We start from the raw sequence: 21,091 nt of genomic DNA on the forward strand, positions 1-21,091 counted from the left end.
GACAGGCACTGACCCTAGACCCCGTCTAGGCCCCACGCCGGCTCCGGCGCAAGGGGGCTGAGACATGCTCGTTCCCTCTTGTCCGGTCGGTCCATGCGTCCCGTGGCTTCGTTGCTAACCCTGCGTACCATAACCGCTTTTGTGACGGCGGTATGTCTTGCCCTGCTGGGCGCGCCCTCTGCGGCGCTGGCCAACCACATCCAGGCTTCGCTACTGGCGGAAAAGCCAGTCGCTCCGGGGGAGACGGTCACGCTCGCGCTGCTGATGCAGCCCGAAAAAGGCTGGCACGGATACTGGTCCAATCCGGGCGATGCCGGCTTCGGCCTCTCGCTCAACTGGACGCTGCCCGCCGGCGCGAAGGCCGAGGCGCCCGAATTCCCCGTGCCGCAGACGCTGTTGCTTTCCGGCCTGATGAACCACGTCTACGAGCATGACTATGCCGTGCTCGTGCCGCTGACGCTGCCCCGGGACGCAAAGCCCGGCACCACGCTGCCCATCGCCGCCAAGGCGCGCTGGCTCGCCTGTACCGACCAGATCTGCGTGCCCGAAGAGGCCGACCTGCAAGGCACGGTGACCGTGGGGACCGCCGGCACGGCCGACACCCGCTTCGCCGGCTGGCGTGCCGCGCTGCCCGCCCCGCTCGACCGCGCCGGCACGTTTGCCTTCACCGGCAAGGCGCTGCGCATCGCCATCCCGTTCCCGGCCAGCGCGCGGATCGGCCAGCCGCATTTCTTCGTCGCCTCCGAAGGACTGGCCGATTACGCCGCGCCGCAGAAATTCTACCGGCACGGCGATACGCTGATCGCCGAACTCGGCCGCGCCAAGGGGCCATCTGCCGAACAGCCGACCACGCTTTCAGGCGTTCTGGCACTGGGCGGAGACGCGGGCGGCATCGCGCTGGTCGCGCGCGCGGGGCCAGTGCCAGAAGGCGGCACGCCGGTCGGCGGGACGGCGGCCGCCGGCTTCTCGCTGGCCACGCTGCTCACCGCAATCCTCGGTGCGCTGGCGGGCGGCCTCGTGCTCAACGTGATGCCTTGCGTCTTCCCGATCCTCAGCCTCAAGGCGCTGGCCCTGGCGCGCGGCAACAACCATCAGGCCCATGTCGAAGGCATGGCCTATACCGCCGGCGTCATGCTCGCCTGCATCCTGCTGGGCGGCGTGATGCTCGGCCTGCGTGCAGCGGGTGAGGAAGTGGGCTGGGCGTTCCAGTTGCAGGAACCGTGGGTCGTCGCGCTGCTGGTCCTGCTCGCCACCGCGATCACCGCCAATTTCGCCGGGCTTTACGAGATGCCGGGCCTCTCGCTCGAAAGTGCGCCCGGTGCCGGTTCCTCCGGCGCCAAAGGCGCGTTCGGCACCGGCTTGCTCGCCGCGTTCGTCGCCACGCCCTGCACCGGCCCGTTCATGGCGGCGGCGGTCGGCGCGGCCTTGGTCCTGCCGTGGTGGGCGGCGCTTGCGGTCTTCGCCGCGCTGGGTCTGGGCCTTGGCCTGCCGTTCCTCGCCATCGGCTTCGTTCCCGCGCTGCGCCGCCTGCTGCCCAGGCCCGGCGCGTGGATGGAGACGTTCCGCCGCGCCATGGCGGTGCCGATGGGCCTTACCCTGCTCGCGCTGTTCTGGCTGGCCTGGCGGCTGGGCGGCGGCACCTTCGGCCTGCTCGCTATCGCCCTCGCCGTGGCGCTGGTCGGCGCGCTCTATCTCGTGCGGCGCGAGCAACGGGACGGACGCCGCCCGCTCGCCGGCACCCTGGCCGCGATCGCTCTGACCGCGACAGCGGTGGTCCTGTTGCCCCGCACGGTTAGCGCCACAGGCGGCGCCGCGGAAGCCGGGCTGCTGGACGCCCAGCCGTTCAGCGAAGCCGCGCTCGCGCAGGCGCGCAAGGCGGGCAAACCCGTGTTCGCCTATTTCACCGCCGACTGGTGCCTCTCGTGCAAGGTCAACGAGAGCGTGGCGATCGAACGCGAAACCACGCGCGATGCCTTCCGCAAGGCCGGCGTTGTGGTGCTGGTGGGCGACTGGACCCGTCGCGACCCCGCCATCACCCGCTTCCTTACCGCGCAGGGCGCGGCTGGCGTACCGCTATACCTGTGGTATCCGGCCGGCGGCGGAGAACCCCGTCCGTTGCCGCAAGTGCTGACACCTGATTTGCTCGCCGGGCTGCCGGCGGGGAAGTAGCGCCGGATCGGCGCTTACCGCCACGGCGGGATTGCGGACTGCCGCACCCAATGGCAAGCTGGCGGCATGAAGGCGTTCCGCACTCTCCTGCTGGGCCTCTGGGTCACACTCGCGGGCTACACGGTATTCGTGATTGCGCGCCATGGCATGGGCTTGTTGCCCATTTTCTTCGGCGACATCGCAACGGTTTCCTGGCCCGGCCAGTTCAACCTCGATTTCCTGTGCTTTCTCGTTCTCTCCGCTCTCTGGACCGCGTGGCGAAACGGATTTTCGGCAGGGGGGCTGTTTCTGGCGCTCGTGGCATTCTTTGGCGGGGCCGGTTTTCTGTTGCCCTACCTCCTGTTTCTATCGTTCCGCGAAAACGGTGATCCGGTTCGCGTTCTGGCAGGAGCCCGGCTCCGCTAAAGCGGAACAGACCGCTTTAGGCCTGGCCAGACGCCGCCCTAAAGCGACTGCCCGTCATCCAGCGAGATATGCGCGCCGGTTACCTGCCGCGATGCGTCCGAGGCGAAGAACAGCGCCATGTCGTCCAGCACCGTGGCATCGGCCAGCCGGCGGCGCGGCCAGCTGGCGATCTGGGCCTTGCCGCCTTCGCTGTCGAACCAGTCGCCATCGATCTCGGTGCGGATATAGCCCGGCTGGATCACGTTGACGTTGATGCCCAGCCGCGCCCATTCGCGCGCGAACTGGCGGCCGAGATGGGCAACCGCCGCCTTGGTCGCGGCATAGGCGGAATCGCCCTGCCCGGTCATGTCCGCCGTGATCGATCCGGTCAGGATGATCCGCCCGCGCTCGCTCTGCTTCGATCCCGCCGCGATCATGCGCCGGGCGCCTTCGCGCGCGGTCAGGTAAACTCCGGTGAAATTCGTTTCAATCACGCGGTTTACGCGATCAAGTTCAAGATCGATCGAACGACCCGCTTCGGCCAAGCCGGCATTTGCCAGCACCACGTCGGGCGCGCCGAAGGCGGCCTCGGCCGCATCGAACGCGGCCACGATGGAGCCTTCGTCGGTTACGTCCATCGCCACCGACAACGCGCGGCCGCCCGCCTCTTTGATGGCATCGGCCAGCGCCTGCGTGCGCTCCACTCTCCGCGCGCCCAGCACCACCGCCGCGCCGGCGGCGGCATAGAGCCGCGCCAGATGCGCGCCCAGCCCGGACGACGCACCGGTGACCAGCGCGATACGGCCTTCGAGCGAATAGCGGGGCTTGTCCAACGTCCTCTCCTTCCGATGTATCATCCGGCCGATGATTTAACCGGCCGGTTAACACATCGGCGGAGCCGCCGCGAATCCGAAATGCGCTGTATCAGCCGCCCGCTTCAGAACTTGTTGTCGCGCGGGAAGCCCGTCGGCGGCATCCGGCCCGCCGCGCCGCGCGCCACCTTCCACAGCATCAGGTCGCGCTCGGTCCGCGTCCGCCCGCTTTCGCCGCCCATGGACCACGAGAGGCCGTCCTCCAGCCGCAGCGTGATCGCATCGGAGAGGCCACCATCGCGATAGCGCTGGAGCGCCACGCCCTGCCCCTTGGCCAGGATCGGCACTTCGCTGAGCGCGAACACCACCAGCTTGCGGTTGTCGCCCACCACGGCGACGTGATCGTGTTCGGGCGCGATTTCGCGCACCACGGTCAGCTTCACGCCGGGCTTGGTGGTGACCACGCCGCGCCCCTTGCGCGTTTCGGCCAGCAGTTCGTCCATCTCCGCCGCGAAGCCGCGCCCGCTGTTCGCCGCCAGCAGGAGCTGCCCCTTGGCGCGATAGGGGAGGACGGCAACGATGTGCGCGTCGGGATCGATATCGACCATCGTGCGGATCGGCTCGCCAAAGCCGCGCGCGCCGGGCAGCTTGTCCGCGCCCAGCGTATAGAACCGGCCATTATCCACCGCGAACAGCAGCTTGTCGGTGGTCTGCGCGTGGAGCGCGAAGGCGGGACCATCGCCTTCCTTGAACTTGAAATCGCCATCGAGCGGGAGATGCCCCTTCGCCGCCCGGATCCAGCCGCGCTGAGAAAGGATCACCGTTACCGGCTCCTTCTCGATCATCGCGTCCATGCTGAATTCGCGCGTCGGCGCGGCCTCGGCGATGGTGGTACGGCGGCGGCCAAGCGGGGTATCCTCGCCATATTCCTTGCGCAGCGCGGCCAGATCGCGCTTCAGCCGCGTGCGCTGGCGCGCCGGGCTGTCGAGCAGCTTCTGGAGATCGTCCTGCTCGGCCAGCAGTTCGTCGCGCTCCTTGCGCAGTTCCATTTCCTCCAGCTTGCGCAAGCTGCGCAGCCGCATGTTGAGGATCGCCTCGGCCTGCCGGTCGGTCAGGCCGAATTCCGCCATCATCACCGGCTTGGGCTCGTCCTCGGTCCGGATAATCTCGATGATCCGGTCGAGGTTGAGATAGGCAATGATGTAGCCTTCGAGCAGCTCCAACCGCGCCGCGATCTTTTCCAGCCGGTGCGTGGTGCGGCGCAGCAGGATGTCTATCTGGCTGATGACCCATTCCTGGAGGATCAGCTTGAGTCCCAGCACGCCCGGCGTTCGCCGTGAATCCAGTACGTTGAGGTTCAGACCGAAGCGCGTTTCGAGGTCGGTCAGCCGGTAGAGCGACTCCTTGAGCAGCTCCGGATCGACGTTGCGGCTCTTGGGCACGAGCACGAGCCGGATATGCTCGTCGCTCTCGTCGCGCACATCTTCCAGAATGGGCAGCTTCTTGTCGGCAATCAGCTGGGCGATCTGCTCGATCAGCTTGCCCTTCTGCACCATGTAGGGGATTTCGCTGACCACGAGCTGCCATTGCCCGCTGCCCAGCTTCTCGACGCCGGTTTCCTCCCACGCGCCGTCCTCCCCGCGCCCGGTGGAAAAGCGCCCGCGCACACGGATCGGTCCCCGCCCGGTTTCATAGGCGGCGGAAATAGCGGCCGCGCTGTCCACCACCACGCCGCCGGTGGGGAAGTCCGGCCCGTGGAACACTTCCATCAACTGCGCGTGTTCGACATGCGGGTTGTCGATCAGCAGCAGCGTGGCGTCGACAATCTCGGCCACGTTGTGGCTAGGGATGTTGGTGGCCATGCCCACGGCAATGCCGCTGGCGCCGTTGGCAAGAAGGTTGGGGAACAGGCCGGGGAAGATTTCCGGCTCTTCCTCTTCCCCGTTGTAGGTCGGCACGAAATCGACGGTGCCTTCATCCAGCCCCGCCATCAGGCGGATCGCGGTGCGCGTCAATCGCGCTTCGGTGTAGCGATAGGCGGCGGCGTTATCGCCATCGATATTGCCGAAATTGCCCTGCCCTTCGACCAGCGGATAGCGCAGAGCGAAATCCTGGGCGAGACGGACCATGGCGTCGTAGACCGAGGCATCGCCGTGCGGGTGATACTTGCCGATGACGTCGCCCACCACGCGCGCCGATTTCTTGAACGCGCCGGTGGGATCGAGCTTCAACTGCCGCATGGCCCACAGCAGGCGACGGTGGACCGGTTTCAGCCCGTCGCGCAGATCCGGCAGCGACCGCGCAGTGATCGTCGACAGGGCATAGACGAGATAGCGTTCGGAAAGGGCGGAATCGAAAGGCGCATCGACGATCGCGTCGAACGGATCGGGCTCGCCAGTATCGGTGGTATCGGTCGCCATGTGAACGTCCTAGCAACGCGAAGCGGACAGGGGAACTCCGTGGATGCCGAAATCCCCCGCTTTCCGGGCGGTTTCAGACGCGCTGCATGTCCCGCGCCTCGGCCGGGATGCGCACTTCCAGCCCATCGAGATCGGCGGTCAGCAGGATCTGGCACGACAGCCGGCTGGTGCGGCTGACGCCGGCGGCCAGATCGAGCATGTCTTCCTCGTCGTCCACGGCGGCGGGCAACCGGTCGAACCAGTCCGGCGCTACGATCACGTGGCAGGTGGAACAGGCCATCTGCCCCTCGCACGTGCCTTCCAGCGGCATTCCGGCGTTCTGGCCCAGTTCCAGCAGGCGCTGTCCTTCCGCGCCGTCGACCACGACGCGCTCGTTTTCGGGCGTTACGAAGGTGACTCGGACCATGGCAATGCAACTCCCTGCGACCCAGCCGCGGCGATGATCGCCGCGACACCCTCATCCAGATCCTCTTCCCTCGTATAGCGCCCGAAGCCTAGCCGGATCGCGGTTTTGGTATCCCTGTCCGAAAGTCCGATCGCGCGCAAGACATGGCTTGGCCTGCCGGAACCGCTGGCGCAGGCCGAACCCGCCGAAAACGCCACGTTCCGGCATTCCGACAACAGCCGCGCCACATCCAGCCCGGCCAGCCGCAGGTTCAGGTTGCCGTGCCAGCGCGCCGTCGCGCTGCCGTTCAGCGTCCAGCCGGCCAGCGCCCCGCGCGCCCTTTTCCACAAGTTGTCCACATGCGCCGCATCACTTTCCCGCAGCGTTGCGCACAAGGCCGCCGCCGCGCCGAAGCCGGCGCAGAGCGCAGGCGAAAGCGTGCCGGATCGCAGCCCGCCTTCCTGCCCGCCGCCATGGATCAGCGGCTTCAGGTCGATCCCGTCGCGCACCCACAGCGCGCCGATGCCCTTGGGGCCGTAAAGCTTGTGCGCCGAGATGGCGATCAGGTCCGCGTCCGGCGGCGGCGCGATCTTGCCCGCGCCCTGCACCGCATCGCACAGGAACAGCGCGCCTTGCGCATGGGCGCGCCGCGCCAGTTCGGCGACCGGCTGGATCGTGCCGATCTCGTTGTTGACCTGCATCACCGCAACCAGATCGGCCCCGGCCGGCAATGGCACGTCGGCAGCGACCAGCCCCTGCGGATCGACCGGCAGCAGCGCCACGCCGGGATCGGCGGCGCGCGCGGTATCCAGCACCGCCGCGTGTTCGATCGCGGAAACCGCCAGTCGCCGCGCGCCGCTGCCGAAAATGGCAAGGTTGAGCGCCTCGGTCGCGCCCGAGGTGAAGATCACGCGCCCGCCCGCCGGCAGCAAGGCCGCCACCTGCTCGCGCGCCACCTCCACGGCCGCCGCCGCGGCGCGCCCGGCGCGGTGCGGGCTGTGCGGATTGGCAAAGCCCATCGCTTCCGGCCCCGCCAGCCAGGGCATCATCGCCTCGCGCGCTTCGGGCGCAAGGGGCGTGGTCGCCTGATAGTCGAGATAGATCACGCCCGCACGCTCCCGGCGATGTCCCGCCAAACCGCCACGAACCGCGTGATCGCGGCCTCGTCCGTCTCGCGCCCGATGCTCACGCGCAGGACCTCGCCGGCCGCCTTGGAATCGAGGCCCATCGCGGACAGCACATGGCTGGGCCGCAGGCTGCCCGAGGAACAGGCGCTACCGGCCGATACCGCGATCCCCGCGCTGTCGAAGCGAATCAACTGCGCGGCCGATGAAATGCCGGGCATCCGGTAGCCGCCGATCGTGGGACAGCGCGGCGCGGCGGACGCGATGATCTCCGCCCCCGCCGCCTGCAACTGGGCGTCCAGCAGGCCGCGCAGCCGGCCCGCTTCGGCCATCCAGCCATCGCCGACTTCCAGCGCCGCCGCCATGGCCAGCGCTCCGGGCAGGTTCTCGGTGCCGCCGCGATAGCCGCGTTCCTGCCCGCCGGGCGCTTTCAGCAGCGCGAAATCGCGAATGAGCAGCGCACCGATGCCGATCGGCCCGCCGAACTTGTGTGCCGAAAGCGCGATCAGGTCGGCATTGGGCAAGGCGATCTTGCCTGCGCCCTGCGCCGCGTCCGCCAGCAGGATGCCGCCGGCGGCGCGCACCAGCGCCGCGATCTCCGCCAGCGGCTGGATCACGCCGGTCTCGCTGTTGACCTGTTGCACGCAGACCAGCGCGCGCGGACCATCGGCCAGCAGCGCTTGCAGCACGGCAAGATCCACCCGCCCGTCCGCATCGACCGGCAGGCGCTCCGCATCCGCCCCGGCAGGACGCAGCACCGCCTCGTGCTCCACCGCCGCGACAACAACTCGCCTCACTTTGACGCGGCCGATTGCCAGGGCCAGCGCCTCGCTCGCCCCGCTGGTGAACACCGCCTCGCGCTCCCACCCCAGCGCGGCTTTCACCCGCGCCCGCGCGCTTTCCAGCAAGGCGCGCGCGGCGCGGCCGGGTTTGTGCGGGCTGGACGGGTTGGCCCAGGCATCGAAGCCCTGCTCCAGCGCGGCGCGCGCCTGCGGCAGCAGCGGGGTGGTGGCGGCATGATCGAGATAGAGCGGTTCGGCAGGCAAGGAATCACGTGTCCCGTTATGATCGCGCCGGAAACATTGCTTTCGGAGGCGGCGTTTCTATATAGCCCTTCGTTCCAATTCCCAGCCCCGGCATTTTCCGCCGGCGCGGCTTTGCAAGCAGGATAACCAGGTCACACGATGCCCGCAGTCATCTTCCCCGGTCCCGAAGGCCGCCTTGAAGGCCGCTTCCAGCCCGCCACCCGGCCGCGCGCGCCAGTGGCCATGATCCTGCATCCGCACCCGCAAGCCGGCGGCACGATGAACGATCGCATCACGCAGGCCCTGTACAAAACCTTCGTGGCGCGCGGTTTCGCCACGCTGCGCTTCAACTTCCGCGGCGTCGGGCGCAGCCAGGGCAGCTTCGACAACGGCATCGGCGAACTGTCGGACGCGGCCGCCGCGCTCGACTGGGTGCAGTCCATCCACCCCGAAGCCTCGACCACGTGGATCGCCGGCTACAGCTTCGGCGCGCTGATCGGCATGCAGTTGCTGATGCGCCGTCCGGAAATCCGGGGCTTCATCTCGGTCGCGCCGCCGGCCAACATGTATGACTTCAGCTTCCTCGCCCCCTGCCCCGCCTCGGGCATCATCGTGCAGGGCAACGCCGATACGGTGGTGACGCCCAACGCGGTGCAGAAGCTGGTCGACAAGCTGCGCACGCAGAAGCACATCACGATCCACCATGACGAGATTCCGCGCGCCAATCACTTCTTCGAGAACGAACTCGACGATCTGATGAAGTCGGTCGACAATTATCTGGACATGCGGCTTTCGCCGGACTGCCCGATCAAGTGACCGGAACCGGTGGGCCTGCTTAGGCACGGCCCGCCGGTCAGCTGGGCAAAGCCCTATTGCGGCTGCGTATTCTGCGCCAGCGTATTGCCCCCGGCATCGGGCAGCGTCCAGATGCCGAGGTTCACCAGCATCACCGCCGCCAGCACCAGCATCAGCACGGGGCGCTTGCGCTCCCCGCGCCGGAACAGGACGAACGCGCCGCCTGCCAACGCGATGGCGGCGAGCATGAGCAGGGACAGGACAGCATCGAGCATCGATAGGCGTTAGCTCTTGAGGAAGCCCTGCGCCATCCCCGCGATATCATCGATCACGCTGCCATCCTGATCCTTGTCGAGAAAGCTGGTAACCTTGCCCAGCGCTTCCGGATGGCTGCCGATCATCGAGGCGAACTGACCGAGCGAACCTTCGCCACCGATATGGCCCACGATCTGCTGAAGCACGCCAGCGTCGACGCCCGAATTGGCGGCGGCGGTCTCGATCGTGTCACCCTTGGCCTGGTGGCCGGCGGCCAATGCAGCGATGGCGGTTTCGGCCGTCGCGGGATCGATGCCAACCTTCGCGGCAAGGTTCTTCACATCAACGTTGCTGCTGATCTGGCCGAGAATCGAATCGAAAATGCTCATGGGGAAGACTCCTGCGATTGGGCTCCGAACCACAGCCTAGCGGCACCACGCGACAGTTCCAGTGCAACATTCGCCAGCGCAGCGTAAGTTGTGCTGGACAAAGCCAAAAAGCCGGAGCCGGCAAGCCCTGTTTGACTTCCCACCGCCGCGCGGACAGGGTTGCGGCATGGTTACGCACGAAACGAACGGAATCACCCGCCGCGCCGCCTTGGGCGGCCTGGGCGCCACCGCCGCCGCCTTCGCGATCCCGGCCCGCGCAGCCCCCGCCTCGGCGGCGGACGCCAACGCCCTGCTCGACGGCATCGCGTGGCGGCTGCTGGATTTCTTCCCCGAAACCGCCACAAGCCTTGGCATCGACACGGGCGCGCACGCCGCGCTGCGCGCGAAGCTGGGGGACAAGTCGGCGGCCGCGCAACGTGCCATCGCCGCCCTGCTGCGCGCCGATCTGGCCCGGATCGCCGCCACCGATGCCTCCGGCCTCGACCATTCCACGCGCACCAGCCTGGCCGTGGTCAAAAGCGCCTACCAGACCGCGCTCGATGGGTTCGCCCTGCCCTATGGCGACATCACCGTCGGCAATTACCGCAACACGCCCTATGTCGTGATCCAGAACGTCGGCGCCTATCTCGACGTGCCGAAGTTTCTCGATTCGGATCATCCCATCGCCGATGCGTCGGATGCCGAAGCCTATCTCGCCCGCCTCGCCGCCTATCCCGGAACGCTCGACGCCGAAACGGACCGCCTGCGCGATACGGCAGCGCAGAGAGTGATCGCGCCCGATTTCCTGCTCGACAAGGCGCTGGCGCAACTCGAAGCCTCGCTGGCCGACGCGCGCCAGGGTGGCGGACTGGTCGATTCGATCGACCGGCGCACGAAGGCGAAAGGCATCGCGGGCGACTGGGCCGGCCGGGCGCGCTCCATCGCCACCGGCAAGGTCGTCCCGGCGCTCGAACGCCAGATCGCCGAACTGCGACGCCAGCGCGCCAGCGCGACCTCCGACGCGGGCATGAGCACCCGCCCCGACGGCGAAGCGTGGTACGCCTGGGCGCTGCGCGCCAGCACCACCACGCGCATGACGCCCGACGAAATCCACCAGCTCGGACAGGAGGAACTGAAGGCGCTGCAGGCGCGGATGGACCCGATCCTGCGCGGGCTCGGTTACACCAAGGGCACCGTTGGCGAACGCATGACCGCGCTGGGCAGCGACCCGCGCTTCCAGTTCCCCGACAACGACGAAGGACGCGCCCAGATCGTCGCGTTCATCCAGAAGCGGCTGGACTTCATCCGCGGGAAGCTGCCGCTGGCCTTCCGCAAGCTGGCGCGCGGCAATGTGGAAGTCCGCCGGCTGCCGCTGGCCGAGGAACCGGGCGCGCCGGGCGCCTATGGCGGCCCCGGATCGATCGACGGCTCGGTGCCCGGGCGCATGTGGATCAACCTCCACACCACGCGCCTGCACAGCAAGTACAGCCTGCCCACGCTGGTCCATCACGAAGCCCTCCCCGGCCACGTCTGGCAGGGCGAATACGCGCAGCAACTGCCGGTGATCCGTGCGATTCTGGCATTCAACGCCTACACCGAAGGCTGGGCGCTCTATGCCGAAACGCTCGGCGACGAACTGGGCGCCTACGATGGCGATCCGGTCGGCCAGCTCGGCTATCTCCAGTCAATCGCCTTCCGCGCTTGCCGCCTGGTGGTCGATACCGGGCTGCATGCCCGCCGCTGGTCGCGCGAGCAGGCGATCCGCTGGTTCGCGGAGACCAACGGATCGGGGATCGACGAGGTGACGAGCGAGGTGGATCGCTATTGCAGCTGGCCGGGGCAAGCCTGCGGCTACAAGATCGGCCATAGCGAGATCCTGCGCCAGCGCGCCCGCGCAAAGGCGGCATTGGGCGCTCGCTTCGACCTGCGCGATTTCGACGATGCGGTGGTCGGCGGCGGCAACGTTCCGCTCGACGTGCTGGGGCTCAACATCGACGAATATATCCGCACGGCCGGAAAATAGCGCCGCCACACTCGAACGCGGACGATCCGCCTGCCTTATCGTCCGCGCAACGCGCCCCAGCGGGCCGCGCCATCTTCGCCATAGAGGCGCGGCACGTCTGGCCCGCGATAAAACTGCGCGAACACTTCCGCGTCGTCAGGCAACAGCACCCACGGCTGCTTGCTTTCGGTGAAGATGTGCACGTCCGGCGGGCACAGGTCGGGATTGTCCAGCGTTCCGACGCGCACAAAGGCGGCCTTGTCGCCCGCCCCGCCATAGTGGCTCCACAGCGCCACCTTGCACGCCGGACACCGCACGATTTCCTGACCACGCCCGCTCTGCGATGGCGTCATGACGTGTTCGGGCGCGCCCTGCGCCACTTCCACGCGATCGGTCTCGATCACCGTGTTCAGAGCGAAGGCGCTGCCCGATTCGCGCTGGCACCAGCGGCAATGGCAGCAATGCGTGACGATCGGCGCATCCAGCAGCCGGTAATGGACATCGCCGCATGCACAGCGGCCTTCAGCAAAGACGGTCATGATCCTCTCCCTCTCGGGACAGGATGCGCAGCCCGCCGGCGGCCGTCAACGCCTCACGCGCTTTCGCACAACGCCTGCAACTGATCGGTGCAAGCGTTCCAGCCCGCCTCGAAGCCCATCTCCGCATGCTGGCGCATGGCTTCCTCGGTCCAATGCCGCGCCGAAGCGGTATAGCGCGTGCCATCGCCCTCGGGCGCGACTTCCCAGATGCCGATCATGAACGGCCCGGCCGGCTGGAAATCCGCCGTCACCGCATCCGTCGAAACGAAGCGCCGCCCCTCATCCCAGGCCAGGAACACGCCTTCCTGCGGCATTTCCTCGCCGTCGGGGCCGTACATCACCATCGCGCACCGCCCGCCCGGCCGGCGATCCTGCTCCACGATCTTGGCGTACCACGGCTTCGGACACCACCATTCCTCCTGGCGGTTGGCCAGCACATCCCACACCCGCTCCACCGGTGCGGCGATATGGCGGGTGATCGACAGTTCGTGCATCCTCTTTCTCCTCAATCGCGATCCGGCGCGCCCAGCGGGAAATAGGCGCGAAAGGGCCGCGCATCCTCCACGCAGCGCGCCACCGCCGGCAGCGCCAAAAGGTGCGCGCGCCATGTCTTCAGGCGCGGACAGTCATCCGGGATCGGATAGACCCAGTCGGCATAGAACAGCGAAGGCGCGGCCGCGCACTCGATCAGCGAAACCGTATCGCTGGCTGGGTCACTGGCCGCATAGGTTTCCAGCCAGGCATCGATCCAGCGATAGCTGCGGTCCAGCAGGGCCTCCACCCGCGCGCGGGTCGCGGGCGAAAGGGCGCCGTCGCGCAGCACTTCGGCCACGCTCTCCTGCATCACTTTCATCACGTAGTTGTCGAACACGCGGTCGAGCATCCGCGTTCTCACCGCTTCCGCCGGATCGGTCGGCAGCAGCGGCGCGGGGCCGGGATGGCGCAGCGCCAGCCATTCGATGATCGCGGTGGATTCGAAGATTTCCACTCCGTCATCGACCAGCAGAGGAAACTTGCCCGCCGGGCTGGCCGCCTGAACCCGTGCGGCGTTTTCGGGATGCTCCCCCTCCACGCCCCGGAAGGTGAACGGCGTGCCGTTGGCGTAAAGCGCGATCAACGCCTTCCACGTATAGGAGGAGAACACGTGGCCGTAGAGTTCCAGCGCCATGCTACCCTCGCACCGCCGCTTCGATCGCCGCGATGTCGATCTTGCCCATGGTCATCATCGCCTGGAACGCCCGCTCGCGCACGCCCGCATCGGGATTGGCCAGCGCCTCCGTCAACTGGCGCGGCGTGATCTGCCACGACAGGCCCCAGCGATCGCTGCACCAGCCGCACGCGCTTTCCGCCCCGCCGTTGCCGACGATGGCGTTCCAGTAGCGGTCGGTCTCTTCCTGCGTCTCGGTCGCCACCTGGAACGAAAACGCCCAGCTGTGCGTCACGTTCGGCCCGCCGTTCAGGCCCATGCACGGAATGCCGAGCACCGTGAACTCCACGGTCAGCACATCGCCCGCCTTGCCCGCCGGATAGTCCGTCGGCGCGCGGTGAACGGCGGTCACGCGGCTGTCGGGAAAGGTTTCGGCATAGAACCGCGCGGCGGCTTCCGCTTCCTTGTCATACCACAGGCAGATCGTTGCTCGGGTCATGGTCAGCCTCCCAGCGCACCGACAATGCCGAACTCCGCCCCTTGCGGGTCCGTGGCGATCACGATCCAGTCGTCGCCCGGAACCTGATGCGGGCCGTGCATCACCTTGCCGCCGGCGTTCTCGATCGCGGCCTTGGCTGCCGTGACGGAGGGAACGCGGAAATAGAGCCGCCACAGCGCGGCGCGCCCTGGCTCGAACAGCGGCAGCATCGCGCCCACGCGCTGGCCGTCCTGATCGATGAAGCAGTAGTCGCCCATCTCGCCCATCGGCATCTTCTCGTTGAACTGGAAGCCGAAGTGCCGGGCGTAGAACGCCTTGGACGCTTCCAGATCGGGGCTGGCCAGCTCGTTCCATCCCACGCGCTGTTCCGCCGTTGGCGAGAACACGTCGCTCTTCGCGTTTTCCTGGCCCGGCGGGGGCACGGGCGTCATCAGGTACACCGGAACGCCCTGCGGGTCCGCGACCATCGCGATACGGCCGACCGGCAGTTCCGACACCGGCATCAGCACCTTGGCGCCTTCGGCGGCCACCGCCGCCAGCGCGGCATCGAGGTCAGTCACGTGGAGATAGGGCAGCCACGCCGGCTTGGCCCCGTGCGAGACCATGTCGGCCGACAAGGCGAGCATGCCGCCGGCGCTGCCGCCATCAGCCCGGAGAATGTGACGGTAGTCGACCGGCCCGGCCGCCTCTCCGCCGCCTTCCACGGTCCAGCCGATCACCGCGCGGTAGAACGCGCTGGCCGCATCGGCATCGGGGGTCATAAGCTCGTACCAGATAAATCCGCCAGCCATCGTCATTCTCCCATCCGCACCACCGGCGTGAAGCCACCGTAAATCATCCGCTTTCCATCGAAGGGCACCGGGTTGAGTTCGGGGTTCCAGGCATCGTCGCGCATCAGGTCTTCCATCCGCGCGAACACGCTGTCGCGTGTTTCCTTGTCGGGCCATTCGATCCAGCTGAACACGACCGTCTCGTCTTCCGCGGCCTGCACAGCGCGGCGGAAATCGGTGAGCTTGCCATCGGGAACGTCATCGCCCCAGCATTCCCAGATTCGTGTCGCGCCGTGTTTGATGAACAGCGCATCCGCCTTGCGGGCATGTTCGATAAAGCGTTCGCGATTGCCCGTAGGCACCGCGATCACGAAACCATCGACATAGGCCATATCTCTCTCCCATTTCGGCCGGCTTGAGGCCTTTTGTCATGCGTCGTTTCAGATTGACGGCGTGTCTCCGCTGGCAACCATCGGGTCCATCCAGAACGGCCCCCAAACGTGCCCGTCCGGATCGGTCACGTCGCGCCCGTACATGAAGCCGTGGTCCTGCACCGGATTGACATCGACCAGACCGCCGTTGGCGCCCGCCAGTTCGACAAAGGCGTCCACCGCATCACGCCCATCGAGCGCCAGCGCGAGCGCCACCTCGCTCGATCCGGCGGCGGGGATCGGACGGTCGGTGAACGATGCCCACTTCTGGTGCGTCAGCAGCATCACGTAGATCGCCTCGCTCCACACCATCGCGGCGGCGGTCTCGTCGGTGAAGCGGGGTTCGTTGGTGAAACCGACCGCTTCGTAGAAGCGGCGCGCGCGGCCGAGGTCGGCCACGGGCAGGTTGACGAATATCATGCGTGTCACTGGTCTGCGCTCCTCTCTTGCGGGACCCGGAACAGGAACTCGAAATAGCGCCGCAAGTGCCGCAGCGCATCGCGCGCCATGTCCGGTGCGGCGCTTTCCTCCTGCGTCTTGGCCACGACGAACGCGCCCTGGATCACCACCTGCACATGGCGCGACAGGCTTTCGGCGGTCGTTCCCGTAACGCCGCGCTGGACCATGGCCTCGGCGATGTCCGCCTCCAGCGCCCTGGCGTTGCCGATGATGCTGGCCTCGCAGGCGATGCGGATCGCCGCGCTGGAGCGGAACGCTTCCTGCACCATCGTTCCCGCCACGCAACTGAACGATTCCACCGGCCCGCCGATCAGCGCCAGCCGCAGGTCGATATAGCCCAGCACCCGGTCGACCGGATCGGCATGATGATGGAACGGCGCTTCCGCGAAGAACGCGCCGGTGCATTCGCTCCAGTAATCCGCCGCAGCCACGCCCAGCGCTTCCTTGGAGGCGAAGTGATGGAAGAACGCACCCTTGGTCACCCCTGCGTGCGCGCAAAGCTGATCCACGGACGTGGCCGCGAAGCCGTTGCCGCGCACCAGCTGCACTGCCGCTTCCAGCAGCTTCCCCTTCGCGTTGGTGGGCGTCGGTCGGAAGGGGCGATTCGGAACCATGACCCGACCATACCGACCGGTTGGTATGGCGCAAACGAATATCCGTCCTCTCCGGACAAAAACCGCATTCTCTCCACAGACTTCCGGTCTGGGCGGCCGTCGTTGCACGCGACCGCCCCAGTTCCGCCCTATCCGAGCGTCGCGACCGCTGCCACCTCGCGCTCCGCCACGGCGCGCCAGCACGGCTGCTCGCCGACGCGCGCGTACCATGCCGCCGTTGCCGGATGCCTGTCCGGATCGGGCGATGGCATCGCATAAGCCAACGTGCGCAAGACGCTCGCCACCGCGATGTCGCCGATGCTGAACGTATCGCCGGTCAGCCAGCCTTCCGCCGGAACCGCGCCTTCCAGATAGTCGAGCATGGGTGCGATCTCGGCCATGCCCTGCTCGGCCGCCGCCTCGTCGCCGGGCCGCCCCAGCACGCGCGGCGCGACGAAGCGGTTGAACACGATCTTGGCGCCGGCCGGCACGATGATCGTATCGGCGAACTCCTCGAACCAGATCGCCTTGCCGCGTGCCCGCGCCTTCGCCGGAAAGATAGCCGGCTCGGGGTGCAAGGCGTCCATGTAGGTGGCGATCGCCGTCGAATCGGACAGGGTGAAATCGCCGTCACGCAGCGCCGGGATCTTGCGGAACGGACTCGCCTCCAGAAATTCAGGCGATGGCGCTCCCGGACGGCCGATCACCGATTCCACCGCGATCCCCTTCACCGCCGCCACCAGCAGCACCTTGCGCACGAACGGCGACAGCGGAAAACCATAGACCTGCATTCGACCTCTCCCTGAATCGTTGCCCGATGATGCCGCAATCGCGCCAAGTGGCAAACCTAGTTGCAGCCGCGCGCGCGGGCGTATAGGCGATGTCGCGATGACCGATATTCCGAACATCCAGCCCGACAGCCGAGCCACCACCGTGCTTCCCGCGCCGGACACGACGATCGACGCGCGCGAAGTCTTTGGCATCGATATCGACATGAAGGTGCCCGCCTTCTCCGAAGCGGACGAACGCGTGCCCGATCTGGACGAAGGCTATGTCTTCGATCCCGACACCACGCTGGCGATCCTGGCGGGCTTTGCCTACAACCGCCGCGTGATGGTCCAGGGCTATCACGGCACGGGCAAGTCCACGCATATCGAACAGATCGCGGCGCGGCTGAAGTGGCCCTGCATCCGCATCAACCTGGACGCGCACATCAGCCGTATCGACCTGATCGGGCGTGACGCGATCGTGCTGCGCGATGGCCTTCAGGTCACCGAATTCCGCGAAGGCCTGCTGCCCTGGGCACTGCAGACGCCCACCGCGCTGGTGTTCGACGAATACGACGCCGGCCGCCCGGACGTGATGTTCGTGATCCAGCGCGTGCTGGAAACCGAAGGCAAGCTCACGCTGCTCGACCAGAACCGGGTGATTCGCCCGAACCCGTGGTTCCGCCTGTTCGCCACCGCCAACACGGTGGGCCTGGGCGATACCAGCGGCCTCTATCACGGCACGCAGGCGATCAACCAGGGCCAGATGGACCGCTGGAGCCTCGTCGTCGCGCTCAACTACCTGCCGGCCGAGACCGAGATCGCGGTCGTCGCCAACAAGGTGGAAGGGCTGGACAAGCAGACCATCGCCGACATGGTCCGCGTGGCCGACCTGACGCGCAAGGGCTTCGTCAACGGCGACATCTCCACGGTGATGAGCCCGCGCACGGTCATCGCCTGGGCGCACAACAGCCAGATCTTCCGCGACGTGGGCTTCGCCTTCCGCCTCTCGTTCCTCAACAAGTGCGACGAAGCGGAGCGCGTGCTGGTGGCCGAATACTACCAGCGCGTGTTCGGCAAGGACCTGCCCGAAAGCGTCGCCCACAAGGCGTAAGACGGGCGGGGGCCTTTGGCCCCTGCTCCCCCAGCCCCGTCACCCCGGCGAAAGCCGGGGTCTCGTGCGGCTCGGCCGCACTGTGCCGGGACTTTCCCGCAACCGCCTGAGACCCCGGCTTTCGCCGGGGTGACGCTTCTCATCCTTTCCAGTTGCGTGCCGAAATCAGCCCCGCTTCAGCCGTTGGGCAGGATCAGGTACTTTTCGCCCGTCCGCCGCGCGTTGTATTCCAGCACGGCCTCGCGGCTGAGGATGTCCTTGAGCGGCACCCGCGCCTTGTAGTGGCTGGCGAACGTGGTGGTGATGTTGTCCATCACCCGCGCGCGCATCCGGCCGACGATTTCCGGGCCGGCCTTGGCCATGAACGGCGTCAGCAGCCAGCCGGCAAGATCCCAAGTCAGCCCGAACGCGCGGTTCAGCACCGTCGGCCCCAGATCGAGCGCGCCGTAGATATAGACCTTCTTCGGCGTGGACGAACCATAGCGGCTGTAGGCCGCGCCCCGGCTTGCCGCCGCTTCCATCGCGGTCAGGATCTGCCCGGCCAGCGTGCCGCCGCCGATCGCGTCGAAGCCCAGCATCGCCCCGGTTTCGGCAATGGCGTCGATCAGCTTCGGCAGGAAATCGGGCGCGGTGGAATCGAGCACATATTGCGCGCCCAGATCGCGCAGGATCTTCTCCTGCGCCGCGCTGCGCACGATGTTGACCAGCGGAATGCCGTCCTCCTGGCAGATTTTCACCAGCATCTGCCCCAGGTTCGACGCCGCCGCGGTGTGGACCAGCCCGGTGAAGCCCTCCAGCTTCATCGTCTCGGTAAAGCCCAGCGAGGTCAGCGGATTGACGAACGCGGAAGCCCCCTGCTCGGCCGAGACGTGACCGGGCAGCGCGATGCAGGCCCCCGCATCGACTACGCGATACTGCGCATAGGCGCCGCCCGGCAGGCAGGTCACGCGCCGGTTCAGCAGCGCCTGTGCCTCGGGCGCATCGCCGGCGGCGATCACCGTGCCCGCGCCTTCGTTACCCACCGGCATCGCCTCGCCGATCCGCGCCTTCATCGCGCGCACCGCGCCTTCAGGCATCCGCGCGACGAGCCGACCTTCGGAATATTCCGCGTTCTCGACGTCGGCCGGGCCGAACAGCAGCCCCAGGTCCGACGGATTGATCGGCGCCGCTTCCATGCGAATCAGCACTTCGCGCCCCTTGGGGGCCGATACGGTCTGTTCGGCCAGTTCCACCGTCAGCAAGCCATCCTCGCCCAGGGTGGACAGCAGTTGCAGGCCTTTGACATCGGACATCTTCATTCTCCCGGATAGATCGCCTTCACGAAGTAGAGCCCTTCCGGGGGCGCGTTAAGTCCTAATTTGCAACGGTCTTTCGCGGCGAGCGCGGCGGCGAGGTCGGCACGGGTCCACATCCCCTGCCCCACCAGCGCCAGGCAACCCACCATCGAGCGCACCTGGTGGTGCAGGAAGCTGCGCGCGGCCGCCTCGACGATCACGTGATCGCCCTCGCGCCGCACGTCCAGCCGGTCGAGCGTCTTGAGCGGACTCGCCGCCTGGCAGTGGACCGACCGGAACGTGGTGAAATCGTGGTGACCGACCAGTTCCTGCGCCGCCGCGTGCATCGCGGCGGCATCGAGCGGCCGGGCGATGCGCCAAGCCAGCCCCGCCTCCAGCGTCAGCGGCGCGCGGCGGTTGGCGATGCGGTATTCATAGGCCCGCCCCAGGCACGAAAAGCGCGCGTGCCAGTCCGCATCGACCACCCGCACGTCCAGCACCGCCACCGCGTGCCGGGCCAGCCGCAGCCGCGCGTTGAGCGCTTCGGACAGACGGAACGCATCGAAATCGCGCGCCAGATCGAAATGCGCGCGCATCGCGAGCGCGTGGACGCCGGTATCGGTCCGCCCCGCGGCGTGGAGCGTCACCACCTGCCCGGTGACCGCGAAGGCCGCCTCCTCGACCGCCTGCTGCACCGAAGGCCCGTGCGCCTGCCGCTGGAAGCCCATGTAGGGCTGGCCGTTCCATTCGAGCGTGAGCGCGAAACGAGTCATGCGGGATGGCTCCCCGACCGGCAGCAAGCCGCCATCAGCCCAGCACCGTTCCGACGGGGATCGAAAAGCCGCGCAGCAGATCGTGAGCTGCCATCGCCGGACGCCCCGCACGCTGAACAAGCATGGGCCGGATCGCCCCGTCACCGCAACCAATTGCCAGTTGGTCGTCAAGGACCAACCCCGCATCGGTGGGAAAGTGAATGCTGAGGTTGGAGGGGGTGGCGGAAGGAATGCTTGCCTCCAGCACCTTGATCCGCTCCCCATTCACCTCGAAAAACGCGCCGGGGGCGGGGTTGAACGCGCGAACCTGACGATGCGCGTGAAGTGCGCCTTTCGTGAAGTCGAGCCGCGCTTCGGCCTTGTCGATCTTGCTCGCATAAGTCACGCCATCGGCAGCTTGCGGTACAGGCGGATGGCTATCGAGGTCGGCCAACACTTCGACGATCATGGCCGCGCCCAGCCGCGCCAAATCTCCCGTCACCTTTCCGGCCGTGTCATAAAACCCTATGGGCCAAGTGCGGCTCAAACGGACCGGCCCGGTATCCAGCCCGCGCTCCATCTGCATGATGCACACGCCCGTCTCTTCATCTCCCGCCAGGATCGCGCGCTGCACCGGCGCGGCGCCGCGCCAGCGGGGCAGGATCGAGCCGTGGACATTGAGGCAGCCCCGCCGCGGCGCATCGAGCACCGCCTGCGGCAGGATCAGGCCATAGGCGGCCACCACCGCGACATCGGCATCCAGCGCGGCCATGGCCGCCTGTTCCTCCGCACCTTTCAGGCTGGCCGGTGTGCGCACCGCGATCCCCAGCGCCTCGGCCGCCAGATGCACCGGTGAAGGCTGGAGCTTCTTGCCGCGCCCGGCGGGCCTTGGCGGCTGGCTATAGGCCGCGACGACCGTATGCCCCGCCGCCGCCAGCGCGCGCAGCGTCGGCACCGCGAAATCGGGCGTGCCCATGAAGATGATGCGCATGGTGTGCGAAAAGCCT

At 67.5% G+C, this 21,091-nt stretch carries 24 protein-coding genes; 5 read left to right on the forward strand and 19 right to left on the reverse strand.

What is annotated here, in order from left to right:
• Positions 1–93 precede the first annotated feature (93 nt).
• Positions 94–2,169, forward strand: a complete 2,076-nt coding sequence (locus NMD1_RS19285; protein WP_125956596.1) for a protein-disulfide reductase DsbD domain-containing protein — start codon at positions 94–96, stop codon at positions 2,167–2,169.
• A gap of 66 nt (positions 2,170–2,235) precedes the next feature.
• Complete coding sequence (locus NMD1_RS19290) at positions 2,236–2,574, forward strand: hypothetical protein (protein WP_125956598.1); 339 nt, start codon at positions 2,236–2,238, stop codon at positions 2,572–2,574.
• Between the two features lie 38 nt (positions 2,575–2,612).
• Here the strand turns inward: NMD1_RS19290 and NMD1_RS19295 are convergent, their stop codons facing one another.
• From NMD1_RS19295 to NMD1_RS19315, 5 genes are all read right to left on the reverse strand, one after another.
• Complete coding sequence (locus NMD1_RS19295; RefSeq protein WP_125956600.1) at positions 2,613–3,386, reverse strand: SDR family NAD(P)-dependent oxidoreductase; 774 nt, start codon at positions 3,384–3,386, stop codon at positions 2,613–2,615.
• Positions 3,387–3,490: 104 nt separating this feature from the next.
• Positions 3,491–5,785: a DNA topoisomerase IV subunit A gene (gene parC, locus NMD1_RS19300; protein ID WP_125956602.1), complete on the reverse strand. Its 2,295-nt coding sequence runs from the start codon at positions 5,783–5,785 to the stop codon at positions 3,491–3,493.
• A 73-nt stretch (positions 5,786–5,858) separates the two neighbouring features.
• Positions 5,859–6,191: a 2Fe-2S iron-sulfur cluster-binding protein gene (locus NMD1_RS19305; RefSeq protein WP_124808442.1), complete on the reverse strand. Its 333-nt coding sequence runs from the start codon at positions 6,189–6,191 to the stop codon at positions 5,859–5,861.
• The gene (locus tag NMD1_RS19310; RefSeq protein WP_125956605.1) at positions 6,170–7,276 is read right to left on the reverse strand and encodes a cysteine desulfurase family protein; all 1,107 of its coding nucleotides are present in this window, start codon (positions 7,274–7,276) and stop codon (positions 6,170–6,172) included. The genes NMD1_RS19305 and NMD1_RS19310 overlap by 22 nt, the downstream gene beginning before the upstream one ends.
• On the reverse strand, positions 7,273–8,340 hold the full coding sequence (locus NMD1_RS19315; protein WP_125956607.1) for a cysteine desulfurase family protein: 1,068 nt from the start codon (positions 8,338–8,340) through the stop codon (positions 7,273–7,275). Before NMD1_RS19315 ends, NMD1_RS19310 begins: the two co-directional genes overlap by 4 nt.
• Before the next feature lie 138 nt (positions 8,341–8,478).
• Between NMD1_RS19315 and NMD1_RS19320 the strand changes: the two genes are divergently transcribed.
• Positions 8,479–9,135 (forward strand): alpha/beta hydrolase, encoded by a 657-nt coding sequence (locus NMD1_RS19320; RefSeq protein WP_124808439.1) that lies wholly within the window; start codon positions 8,479–8,481, stop codon positions 9,133–9,135.
• 53 nt (positions 9,136–9,188) lie between these two features.
• Here NMD1_RS19320 and NMD1_RS19325 read toward each other — a convergent pair whose 3' ends face one another.
• Together NMD1_RS19325 and NMD1_RS19330 are read right to left on the reverse strand one after the other, a co-directional pair.
• Positions 9,189–9,389, reverse strand: a complete 201-nt coding sequence (locus NMD1_RS19325) for a hypothetical protein (RefSeq protein ID WP_124808438.1) — start codon at positions 9,387–9,389, stop codon at positions 9,189–9,191.
• Positions 9,390–9,398: 9 nt separating this feature from the next.
• Positions 9,399–9,758: a hypothetical protein gene (locus NMD1_RS19330; RefSeq protein WP_124808437.1), complete on the reverse strand. Its 360-nt coding sequence runs from the start codon at positions 9,756–9,758 to the stop codon at positions 9,399–9,401.
• A 166-nt stretch (positions 9,759–9,924) separates the two neighbouring features.
• Between NMD1_RS19330 and NMD1_RS19335 the strand changes: the two genes are divergently transcribed.
• Complete coding sequence (locus NMD1_RS19335; protein ID WP_125956610.1) at positions 9,925–11,760, forward strand: DUF885 family protein; 1,836 nt, start codon at positions 9,925–9,927, stop codon at positions 11,758–11,760.
• Positions 11,761–11,795: 35 nt separating this feature from the next.
• Here NMD1_RS19335 and NMD1_RS19340 read toward each other — a convergent pair whose 3' ends face one another.
• The 9 genes from NMD1_RS19340 to NMD1_RS19380 all read right to left on the reverse strand — a co-directional run bounded on the left by NMD1_RS19340 (position 11,796) and on the right by NMD1_RS19380 (position 16,968).
• The gene (locus NMD1_RS19340) at positions 11,796–12,278 is read right to left on the reverse strand and encodes a GFA family protein (protein ID WP_125956613.1); all 483 of its coding nucleotides are present in this window, start codon (positions 12,276–12,278) and stop codon (positions 11,796–11,798) included.
• Positions 12,279–12,331: 53 nt separating this feature from the next.
• Entirely contained in the window at positions 12,332–12,772 is a 441-nt protein-coding gene (locus NMD1_RS19345; protein ID WP_125956615.1) for an SRPBCC family protein, read from the reverse strand.
• Between the two features lie 11 nt (positions 12,773–12,783).
• Positions 12,784–13,446, reverse strand: coding sequence for a glutathione S-transferase family protein (locus tag NMD1_RS19350; RefSeq protein WP_125956617.1), 663 nt, complete (start codon positions 13,444–13,446; stop codon positions 12,784–12,786).
• Between the two features lies 1 nt (position 13,447).
• Entirely contained in the window at positions 13,448–13,924 is a 477-nt protein-coding gene (locus tag NMD1_RS19355) for a VOC family protein (RefSeq protein ID WP_125956620.1), read from the reverse strand.
• Between the two features lie 2 nt (positions 13,925–13,926).
• Positions 13,927–14,715, reverse strand: coding sequence for a VOC family protein (locus NMD1_RS19360; protein ID WP_233497832.1), 789 nt, complete (start codon positions 14,713–14,715; stop codon positions 13,927–13,929).
• A 2-nt stretch (positions 14,716–14,717) separates the two neighbouring features.
• Positions 14,718–15,086: a DUF1428 domain-containing protein gene (locus NMD1_RS19365; RefSeq protein WP_125956625.1), complete on the reverse strand. Its 369-nt coding sequence runs from the start codon at positions 15,084–15,086 to the stop codon at positions 14,718–14,720.
• 48 nt (positions 15,087–15,134) lie between these two features.
• Positions 15,135–15,554, reverse strand: coding sequence for a VOC family protein (locus NMD1_RS19370; RefSeq protein WP_125956627.1), 420 nt, complete (start codon positions 15,552–15,554; stop codon positions 15,135–15,137).
• Positions 15,551–16,198 carry a TetR/AcrR family transcriptional regulator gene (locus NMD1_RS19375; RefSeq protein WP_125956629.1) on the reverse strand — a complete coding sequence of 216 codons (648 nt, stop codon included), beginning with the start codon at positions 16,196–16,198 and terminating at the stop codon, positions 15,551–15,553. The genes NMD1_RS19370 and NMD1_RS19375 overlap by 4 nt, the downstream gene beginning before the upstream one ends.
• A 128-nt stretch (positions 16,199–16,326) precedes the next feature.
• Positions 16,327–16,968 (reverse strand): glutathione S-transferase family protein, encoded by a 642-nt coding sequence (locus NMD1_RS19380; protein ID WP_125956631.1) that lies wholly within the window; start codon positions 16,966–16,968, stop codon positions 16,327–16,329.
• A gap of 97 nt (positions 16,969–17,065) precedes the next feature.
• On the opposite strand from NMD1_RS19380, the gene cobS reads away from it, so the two are divergent.
• Positions 17,066–18,058 (forward strand): cobaltochelatase subunit CobS, encoded by a 993-nt coding sequence (gene cobS, locus NMD1_RS19385; protein WP_124808426.1) that lies wholly within the window; start codon positions 17,066–17,068, stop codon positions 18,056–18,058.
• A 176-nt stretch (positions 18,059–18,234) separates the two neighbouring features.
• On the opposite strand, the gene NMD1_RS19390 is transcribed toward cobS, so the two are convergent.
• Genes NMD1_RS19390 through fmt form a run of 3 tightly spaced genes read right to left on the reverse strand, consistent with a single transcriptional unit; the run spans position 18,235 to position 21,075 of the window.
• Positions 18,235–19,350, reverse strand: a complete 1,116-nt coding sequence (locus tag NMD1_RS19390) for a zinc-binding dehydrogenase (protein ID WP_125956634.1) — start codon at positions 19,348–19,350, stop codon at positions 18,235–18,237.
• A 2-nt stretch (positions 19,351–19,352) separates the two neighbouring features.
• Positions 19,353–20,105 (reverse strand): tRNA pseudouridine(38-40) synthase TruA, encoded by a 753-nt coding sequence (gene truA / locus NMD1_RS19395; RefSeq protein WP_125956636.1) that lies wholly within the window; start codon positions 20,103–20,105, stop codon positions 19,353–19,355.
• A 34-nt stretch (positions 20,106–20,139) separates the two neighbouring features.
• A complete protein-coding gene (fmt, locus tag NMD1_RS19400) occupies positions 20,140–21,075 on the reverse strand; it encodes a methionyl-tRNA formyltransferase (protein ID WP_125956638.1) in 936 nt (311 codons plus the stop codon).
• Between the last annotated feature and the right edge of the window lie 16 nt (positions 21,076–21,091).

The organism is Novosphingobium sp. MD-1, assembly GCF_001014975.1.
Lineage (GTDB): Bacteria > Pseudomonadota > Alphaproteobacteria > Sphingomonadales > Sphingomonadaceae > Novosphingobium.